Origin of the sequence: Microcoleus sp. PH2017_28_MFU_U_A, assembly GCF_020738035.1 — a bacterium.
GTDB lineage: Bacteria > Cyanobacteriota > Cyanobacteriia > Cyanobacteriales > Microcoleaceae > Microcoleus.
Genome location: NZ_JAEQCX010000188.1, coordinates 1 through 8,169, shown reverse-complemented (window position 1 = coordinate 8,169; position 8,169 = coordinate 1). Strand labels below are relative to the sequence as shown.

8 protein-coding genes and 1 pseudogene are annotated in these 8,169 nt (G+C 45.1%); 5 read left to right on the top strand and 4 right to left on the bottom strand.

Going from position 1 to position 8,169, the window contains the following annotated elements; genetic code table 11:
• Positions 1–339 precede the first annotated feature (339 nt).
• Positions 340–804 carry a HoxN/HupN/NixA family nickel/cobalt transporter gene (locus JGK14_RS32960; protein WP_325315968.1) on the top strand — a complete coding sequence of 155 codons (465 nt, stop codon included), beginning with the start codon at positions 340–342 and terminating at the stop codon, positions 802–804.
• Between the two features lie 383 nt (positions 805–1,187).
• Here JGK14_RS32960 and JGK14_RS32955 read toward each other — a convergent pair whose 3' ends face one another.
• Positions 1,188–1,625 carry a DUF6918 family protein gene (locus tag JGK14_RS32955; RefSeq protein WP_293185569.1) on the bottom strand — a complete coding sequence of 146 codons (438 nt, stop codon included), beginning with the start codon at positions 1,623–1,625 and terminating at the stop codon, positions 1,188–1,190.
• Positions 1,626–2,258: 633 nt separating this feature from the next.
• Positions 2,259–2,441 (bottom strand): hypothetical protein, encoded by a 183-nt coding sequence (locus tag JGK14_RS32950; protein WP_293193213.1) that lies wholly within the window; start codon positions 2,439–2,441, stop codon positions 2,259–2,261.
• 399 nt (positions 2,442–2,840) lie between these two features.
• Between JGK14_RS32950 and JGK14_RS32945 the strand changes: the two genes are divergently transcribed.
• The 4 genes from JGK14_RS32945 to JGK14_RS32930 all read left to right on the top strand — a co-directional run bounded on the left by JGK14_RS32945 (position 2,841) and on the right by JGK14_RS32930 (position 6,996).
• Positions 2,841–4,403 carry a Ycf66 family protein gene (locus tag JGK14_RS32945; RefSeq protein ID WP_293198460.1) on the top strand — a complete coding sequence of 521 codons (1,563 nt, stop codon included), beginning with the start codon at positions 2,841–2,843 and terminating at the stop codon, positions 4,401–4,403.
• Positions 4,404–4,703: 300 nt separating this feature from the next.
• Positions 4,704–6,170 carry a cobyric acid synthase CobQ gene (gene cobQ / locus JGK14_RS32940; protein WP_293185562.1) on the top strand — a complete coding sequence of 489 codons (1,467 nt, stop codon included), beginning with the start codon at positions 4,704–4,706 and terminating at the stop codon, positions 6,168–6,170.
• A gap of 285 nt (positions 6,171–6,455) precedes the next feature.
• The gene (locus tag JGK14_RS32935) at positions 6,456–6,692 is read left to right on the top strand and encodes a 2Fe-2S iron-sulfur cluster-binding protein (protein WP_293185560.1); all 237 of its coding nucleotides are present in this window, start codon (positions 6,456–6,458) and stop codon (positions 6,690–6,692) included.
• 28 nt (positions 6,693–6,720) lie between these two features.
• Positions 6,721–6,996, top strand: coding sequence for a hypothetical protein (locus JGK14_RS32930; protein WP_293185558.1), 276 nt, complete (start codon positions 6,721–6,723; stop codon positions 6,994–6,996).
• Positions 6,997–7,002: 6 nt separating this feature from the next.
• Here the strand turns inward: JGK14_RS32930 and JGK14_RS32925 are convergent, their stop codons facing one another.
• The gene (locus JGK14_RS32925) at positions 7,003–7,959 is read right to left on the bottom strand and encodes a hypothetical protein (protein ID WP_325315967.1); all 957 of its coding nucleotides are present in this window, start codon (positions 7,957–7,959) and stop codon (positions 7,003–7,005) included.
• Between the two features lie 24 nt (positions 7,960–7,983).
• A pseudogene (locus JGK14_RS32920) lies at positions 7,984–8,169 on the bottom strand (RNA-guided endonuclease TnpB family protein); the annotation flags it as partial.

Here is an 8,169-nt window from a genome sequence, read left to right as displayed (position 1 = left end):
TTGCCTCGTTCGATAGTTGTTTTAAGTCGGGGAGTTTTTCCATTCCTTTATCTAATGTCTATCTCGTCTTCTTGTCAAGGGGGTTGAGCAATTACCTTAATCGAGCCAGAAAAACTCGATCCTTGGCTCAGTTTAATCTCAGGCTTATTAGTAGCAATCATCGGCATCAAATTACTTTCAGAAAGAATCAAAACTAGGTTCGTACTGAGGACTTTAGTCCGCACCAAGATCGACTTAAATCACCTCATCGAAAAAACCAGGTTCGTAGTGAGGACTTTAGTCCACAAAAACCCAAGGACTAAAGTCCTTACTACGAACCTTGAGGAACCAGTAAATCTTTTGAGTAGGGGAACTTGGGAAAGAGAATTTAAACCTGTCAAACCACCTATATCTCAGCACTACCACCATCATGGAGACGGCCGTCTTCATTCACATTTGCCACCCGGATCGGACGGTTCTCCGATTACTTGGAAAAGCTTGTTAGTGTTGGGCATTTCCGGGGGATTGTTGCCTTGTCCTTCCGCATTGGTGATGCTGTTGAGCGCGTCGGCTTTGGGAAATGTTGGTTTGGGGATGACGCTGGTGGTGGCCTTTAGTTTGGGATTGGCTTTGGTGCTGAGTGCGATCGGCTTAGTCTTAGTTTACGCCAAACAACATTTTAATAAACTACCCAAACAGATTGCAGCAGTCAAATTTATGCCCGCAATTAGCGCGGTGTTGGTAATGTTTTTGGGCTTGGGCATTACTGGAGAGGCTATTTTAAAAATATTGGCGGCGAATCAATGGGTAATTGGCAATGGATAAGACAATTTAAGATGCTATGGTGCGTCAGTTTTGATGATTTTGTGAATCGAAAATTTTTGTACTGAGGCATCTAATAAAGTAATATAGCCTTTCTCAAAACATGAGGTATGATTGACAGCTTATATAACCACTAAACTATCAACTAAGAGGGCTGAAGCCCAACAACGTACCTCATCTTTCTGAGAACCGCTGTACCAGTTTTTCAAAGTAATGCTACAAAATAAGTTTTTTTGTCTGATCATGTTTGTTTGGTGCGTCGCTATGAGATTGTCGATATTTTTTTAGGGATTTTTCACAGCGACGCACTCTACGAGTGTTTTACCAGGAATTGCTGGTAACGAGTAGATGTATTCAATTGGCGGGAAATCCCCACCTATTCAACATTAGCTCGCGGTATGTTTATTAATAATTTCGGCTAAATCTGGGATGCCGTTTTCGACGTAAGTCTTAGCGGAGGGGCGGAGTTTGCCATAGGCGCCTTTGACAACTGCTCTGGTGCTGTTTTCGGCTTTTTTGTCACTGATTTGGAGCAATTGATCTGCTACTTGAGCTTTTCTTTCAGTCAGATATGCGACTGGGTTGCCATTGTTTACGGCTTCAGCCCACATTGGATCGAGTGCGATCGAGATTTCGGGCAAAAGTTGATCGACGACTTGGGCGCAATAGTCAGCCCGTATCCCCTTAACGGTAGAGTAGGCAGCTTTCAGAGCAAGGCCGCCCAATCCCGGTGCTGCTGCAACTTGTTTGTCTATCAACTTTACACAGTCATCAACAATAGTGTCTCTCTTGTTTTCATTCAAAAGAATATCGCTAAGTCCCATTTTCACTTTCCTTGATTTAACAGTCTATGTGGTTATCAGCTTTGAGCTTCATCTGGCGATTATATATCAATACGCTTCAGATCTGATAGTCCCGGAAGCAAAACTCTGTACAACACAGATAGTGCAATTGCTTTCTGGTTGTGCGATCGCAAAAAAAATTAACCCAAGCGCGATCGATCGTAGATCTATTTTGATGCTTTACTCGGGATTACAGATTTTTTTGGGTTTGAAGCTTTTTACTGCACAAATTGATGTTGAGATTTGTTGAGTATTGTATGGCAATTAATATCGGAGTTGCTACTCATTATTCATTTAGGGTTTGTAGCAAGCACTTCCGTTATTGTTAACCGGTCTTAATGAGGACTGAAGTTCTTACTACAAAGCGATCAGTTGTGAAGAGTCAATCGATTTTAGATTTTAGATTTTAGATTTTAGATTTACCCCACGGATAAATTCGGGGGAAGAGAGGATTTTCGATTTTCGATTTGGGATTGATTCCACGGATAAATCACGTGGCGGGTACCACCTGTGAAAATCTTGGTCAAATAGAAAAGATAACAGCTTGAAAAAAAACATTAGACAGGCTCTGCCTTGCGATAAATCCCACTTGCACGTATTATCTGGCACGGATCGTTAGGATTCGACGTTTGACTTGAAGCTCGCAGGTACTGTAACCAGGGGCAGTTTCTGGATTTGTGTCGGACGATCGCTCGATCGCCATACGAAATTTACCGGTAATTTCGCGGAAGTGCCGACTCCGGCAAAGATTTGAACTAATAAGGTTAAGCTCGCTGCTAAAAACAGTTTTTCAAACATGGCATTGTCTCCAATACATATGCCCTAAGGCATAACTTCTTTTACACCTACAACATACAAAACATCGTCTACGGCAGGTGCGATCGTACCAACATACTTAAGTGATAGATATCACGATCGAGGAGAGGGGAGAAGGGGAGAGAGGGGGAGAAGGGGAGAGAGGGAGAGAGGGAGAGGGGGTGAGAGGGAATATTTCCTGGGACTTCTTCTTTCTTCCTTTTTGCTTCTTTCCTCTGACTTCTACCGTTAAATCCTTTAAATCCGTTACATCCGGTACAAAATTCTTTGCCGAACTTCCTTCCAAATCGGGAATTGTCCTTGAGAAAGAAGCCGTTGAGTGTCTCACAAAGGTAGAATTAGCGCGTAGAAGTTATTTGACACAGCGGAGGTACCGACAAGATGCTTGCATACATTCTGGCGTTGGCGGTCGGTCTGGGCAGCTTTAGTATTTACATGGCGGCCTTCTTTTTTCCAGAGGTTCACCGGAAAAGTGATTTTACCTGGAGCGGGGTAGGACTTTTTTATGCGTTAATTTTATGGACTTGTGCGGGGCGAATTACGGGTGCTCTCCTGCTTGGTCAAATGGCGGGTGTGGCTCTGCTAGGCTGGTTTGCGTGGGAAACTCTGACTTTGCGCCGGCAGGTGACGCCGATCGCTCAGCAAACGCCGATTCCTCAGGCGGCGAATTTGGCCGGGGCGATGGGCGGGCCTTTATCCGGTTTGTTTGGTAAGAAACCTGAACCCGCAGCCAAAAAACCGAAGTTTGTTCGATCGCCCAAACCGAAAGCTGATGCTGTTCCAGCACCTGCGAATCAGGGCCAGGCTAAGGTAGAAGCACAACCGGCGACTGGGCCAATCGCTGAGATTATTCCCGAAAGTGCGATCGGCCCTGACTTAAAAACTCCCGACAAGAGCGCACCCGCAATTACACAAATACCCGTGTTTTCGGTTGAAAACGCTCTTCCTGAGACTTCACCAGCCCCAGCAGAATTAGCCAGCAACTTCACTCCTTTGCCCCCACCTCTAGAATTTTCAGAAATTGCGGCCACACCAACGGTAGAGCCAGCAGAGGCTCAGCCAGAAGCCAAAAAGCAGACTGAAGATGATGACGATTTTGACGATTTTGACCAGATGTGGAGGGCGAGAGCTAAAGAGTCCCAGTCTGATGCTACTTCGGCAGCCCCAACGGCGACAGCAACCGCAGCCCCAAAGGCAAACCCAACTCCTGCCAAAACAGCTAAAAAATCAGGCGGTTTCGGAAGTCTGTTTGGCAATCTCAAAAATAGTCTCGGCGGTATGTTGGGACGGGGTGCAGCTAAAAACAAGCCTGATGCAAATACTCCGGTGACAACGCCGAAAGTAGCAGAGGAGTCGATCGCACCTGAATCTCCTGAATCTAAGGTAACGACAATTCCTGCATCGGATATCGACCAGATTCTCGAATCAGAATTAGCCGAGGCTGCCGCCGAAGTGGCAGCCGAAACCAGCAACACTGCTGCGGAAACCAGCCAAGCAGTGCCGTTTCCCACCGATGTTGAAGCAATGGCCGAGTTGATAGCAACAGAAACCGCGGCGAATTCTGCCAAAATAGGGGAAAGTTCGATTTTAGACGACGGATCGCCGGCACAAAGCCAAACAGATCCGTTGGCTCAAGAAACACCTGCGGATGCGGTTGGTGAACCCAAAGCAGCAGCAGGCGTAACGGAAGCAGAAACCCTTGCTGTATCTCTAGAAATGACTGTGGTGGAAATCGTTTCAGCACCGCCTGTAGAGATAGAAGTACCGGGAGAAGCAGGGTTGAGCGTTCAGGTAGAAACGGTTTCAGTATCAACAATCTCGATCGAATCCACAGAAGAAAAACCCTCTTCTGACGGATCACAACCCGATTTAGCCGCACCTGCCAAAAGGGCCACTGAATCCAATTCTGAGAATGTATCCGGCGAAGATCGGCCGTCATCTTGAGGCAAAAAGCAAAAGGTAGAAACCAGAATTTTTTTAATTCTGTCTTCTACCTTCTTCCGTCTTCCTTTTAGGACTTAGGTGCGGGTGGCGACAAATGTGGTTTTCCTTCAAAACCTATTCGTTGTCACCCCTAGAGCCAATAAAAAAACCATTTATTTGGTCAAATTTTGTAAGCTATAAATCCTAAATTTAAAATTTTTCCTGGTTCCTGGTTCGTTGTTGCTTCTGTCAACTGTCAACTGTCAACTATCAACCGTCAACCGTCAACTGTCAACTGTTTTTACATTCTTACTTATTAATATGAAAGCAATTATGGTCGTGGGAACAACATCTCACGCAGGAAAATCTTTACTGGTTGCAGCATTGTGTCGAATCTTTTCTCGGCGAGGCTGGCGGGTAACTCCGTTTAAAGGTCAAAATATGGCACTGAATTCCTATGTCACAGCCGCCGGCGGAGAGATTGGCTATGCTCAAGCAGTGCAAGCTTGGGCTGCGGGCATCGCACCTTGGGTAGAAATGAATCCGATTTTGCTCAAGCCGCAAGGAGATATGACTTCTCAATTGATTGTCAAGGGCCGGGCGATCGCAAATGTGCGAGCATCTCAATATTATGAACAGTATTTTGATATCGGCTGGCAAGCTATTCGGGAATCTTTAGAATTTCTCAAGCAAGAATTTGACATGATTGTGTGCGAAGGAGCCGGAAGTCCAGCAGAAATCAATCTCAAACACCGCGATTTAACTAATATGCGGGTAGCAAAACATCTGAATGCTCGGACTTTGCTAGTAGTTGATATCGATCGCGGTGGCGCTTTTGCTCACATTATCGGTACTTTGGAATTGCTCGATCCTGACGAGCGCGCTTTAATTAAAGGATTCATTATTAATAAGTTCCGAGGCCAAAAATCAATCTTAGATCCGGGCTTGACTTGGCTGGAAGAAAGGACTGGAATCCCCGTAGTTGGGGTAATTCCTTGGATAGACGAAGTGTTTCCCTCGGAAGATTCCCTCGATTTACTCGATCGGCGTTCTCCCAATTCTCAAACCGACTTGAATATTTCCGTCATCCGCCTGCCCCGAATTTCCAATTTTACCGACTTTGACCCCCTGGAGTCGGAAACTACCGTCACAGTCAAATATGTCAGCCCCAAAGACCCGTTAGGCCATCCAGACGCCGTGATTTTACCAGGCTCTAAAACTACAATTTCAGATTTGCAGGTGCTGCGCCAAACAGGTATGGCAGAAGCGATTAAAAATTACTTAGTAGCTGGCGGTACAGTCATGGGAGTTTGTGGTGGCTTTCAGATGCTGGGAGAAAGTATCAGCGATAGAGAAGGCCTTGAGGGAGAAAAGGGAGAGTTCAAAGGATTGGGGTTATTGCCTTTGAAAACTGCGATCGCACCAAACAAAATTGCCCGCCAGCGGATCGTAACATCTAACTATCCTCAACCGGGTTTACCCGTTTCCGGTTACGAAATTCATCAAGGCAGAACCCAAATGATCGAGTCAGATTTGACTCAACCGTTATTTGACGATCCTAGTTTAGGCATTGTCAACGCTTCTCAATCAGTTTGGGGGACGTACCTGCACGGCATATTTGATAACGGAGCTTGGCGGCGGGCTTGGTTAAATTACTTGCGCCAACAGCGGGGACTCCGCGCATTGCCCACAGGTATTCCGAATTACCGAGAACATCGAGAAACTCTGTTAGAAACTCTAGCAGATACAGTGGAAAAGCATTTAGATATCAAGCATATTTTAGGTTAGTTGACAGTTGACAATTGACAGTTGACAGTTGACAGTTGTTTGTTAGAGCGGAGGTTATAATTTGAATGACATTTTTTTTAACCAGAAAGTCGTAGGGTGCGTATCCATAAAAAAGCTTGATAATTCCCATCAAAAGTCGTAGGGTGCGTCGCCATGAAAAAACCTAACTAAGTACCAAAAATCTCACAGCGACGCACCTGTGCTTGATAATTAGTATCAATAAACCTCAAACTTTTTCGGAGCGAAACTTGGTAAAAATGGTATTATATCAAAAGGAAAAATTGCATGACAAAGATTGTTTTTTTGCCAGATAATGTGACAGTGGAAGCTGAAGCGGGAGAGCTTTTGCTAGATGTAGCCAAACGTGCAGGGGTTTCTATTCCTACTGGTTGTATGATGGGTTCTTGTCACGCTTGCGAAGTAGAAATTGATGACGGGGAGGCGATTTGTGCTTGTATTTCCGGCATACCTTCGGGGAAAAAGCAAGTTACAATTAATCTGTATGTCGATCCGACTTGGTAATCGATATATTTTTTAATTGCATCTTTTTATGAGCGATCGACAATTTAAGCCCTGTCCCATCTGTTCCATCCCATCGCCATATTGGGATCGATATCCCCGTCTAGTATGTTCGACTTGCTGTAGCAAAGCCTGTGACAGTCAAGGGCGCAAGGTACAATTTTTTAACGACTTCAATGGCGGTTTTGAGGCGATTGTAGCGGATACTAAAGAAGAGTATCCCAGCCACCTTTGCTATATTGAAGGGGTCAAGTGTTGGGCCGAGGAAGGGAAATTTGGCGGTATTGCGATCGAGGTTTGTGACTAATACACTTTATTTCTTTTGCCATTCTTGCTGTTTTTTTCGAGCAGATTGCAGCCATTTTTGAGATTCTGGATAAACAGTTGTCCCAGGTTTGACAGATTCTAATTGATTGATAATCTGTTGCAATTGTCCGAGGGAGTTACTGGGATTTTGACTGGGAGAATTTACATTATTTTGCAAGTTGGCAAACAAGCTTTTAGCTTCTTGCAAAGCTTTTTCAGAATCTCTTTCTGCTTGGAGTCTAATCTGGGAAATTCCTAAATTTTTCTGGTATTGGGCGAGTTTGGTTTGAGCGTCGAGATAGCCCGGATTATCCACAGGAACCATTTTCAGTCGGTTAATTCCTTCTTCCCACAATCCTGCTATTTGTTCCCACTGGGCGGCTGGATGCGGCGGTTTTTGCGAGGCGACGGCGGCGGAAAGAGCAAATTCTTTGGCTGCTTCAATTAAGTTGTCGGCGTGTACCGAACCTGTGGCGATTCCTCCCATTGCTTGAAAATCTCTTTCTGCTGCTTGGAGTTTTTTCTTAGCAGTTTCTCCGGCGAGGGTTTCGGCGGGAATTTGATTGAGTCGATCGATCGCACTTTGCCAATTTCCAGTCGCTTTTTGCCTATCGGCGGCAGTTTTCGCTTGCTGGTACTGCTGTTTCGCGGCGTTGAGAGTTTCTTCGACTCTATCTAACTCAGTAAAAGCATTTTTTTGCTGAAAAATTTGAGCATCCATCCGCCCGATATTTTTGCGGGCTGCTTGAAATTCATCTACTGTAAAGCGCCAAGTGCAGCCGGAAAAAGAGCAATAAGTTTTTGGATAGTAGCCGAGGAACCACACCGGCAAAGCATCGAGGTGTTTTTGAGCTTGTTTTACTTTCGTGTCGCCATATTCAAAATCTGCCGCAGCCGTAGCTTTGTTAACAAGTTGATCGGATTGTTCCACGAGGGCGATCGCCTGTCGGTAATTGTAATCCATAGCTGGTAAAAGTATAGTCATCTATTACATGACATAGGAGGCTTCAAGTCCCTCCCCTTTCACTTTTACTTCGAGCGGATTAACCCGCCTCGGCTGAGCTACGCAGCTCCCTATCCCATCGCTGAAGGCATTTGGGATTGCTTTTCTCAAAATATTATAAGCTCCGTTAACATCGGCATTAATTAATCGACCCTCCGATGTTCTATACAA

What these genes read in the sequence shown, in the direction of transcription:
- JGK14_RS32955 (WP_293185569.1), bottom strand. Translation starts at nt 1,625, where the DNA reads ATGGGACTTAGCGATATTCTTTTGAATGAAAACAAGAGAGACACTATT.
- JGK14_RS32950 (WP_293193213.1), bottom strand. Translation starts at nt 2,441, where the DNA reads ATGTTTGAAAAACTGTTTTTAGCAGCGAGCTTAACCTTATTAGTTCAA.
- JGK14_RS32945 (WP_293198460.1), top strand. Translation starts at nt 2,841, where the DNA reads ATGCTTGCATACATTCTGGCGTTGGCGGTCGGTCTGGGCAGCTTTAGT.
- cobQ (WP_293185562.1), top strand. Translation starts at nt 4,704, where the DNA reads ATGAAAGCAATTATGGTCGTGGGAACAACATCTCACGCAGGAAAATCT.
- JGK14_RS32935 (WP_293185560.1), top strand. Translation starts at nt 6,456, where the DNA reads ATGACAAAGATTGTTTTTTTGCCAGATAATGTGACAGTGGAAGCTGAA.
- JGK14_RS32930 (WP_293185558.1), top strand. Translation starts at nt 6,721, where the DNA reads ATGAGCGATCGACAATTTAAGCCCTGTCCCATCTGTTCCATCCCATCG.
- JGK14_RS32925 (WP_325315967.1), bottom strand. Translation starts at nt 7,959, where the DNA reads ATGGATTACAATTACCGACAGGCGATCGCCCTCGTGGAACAATCCGAT.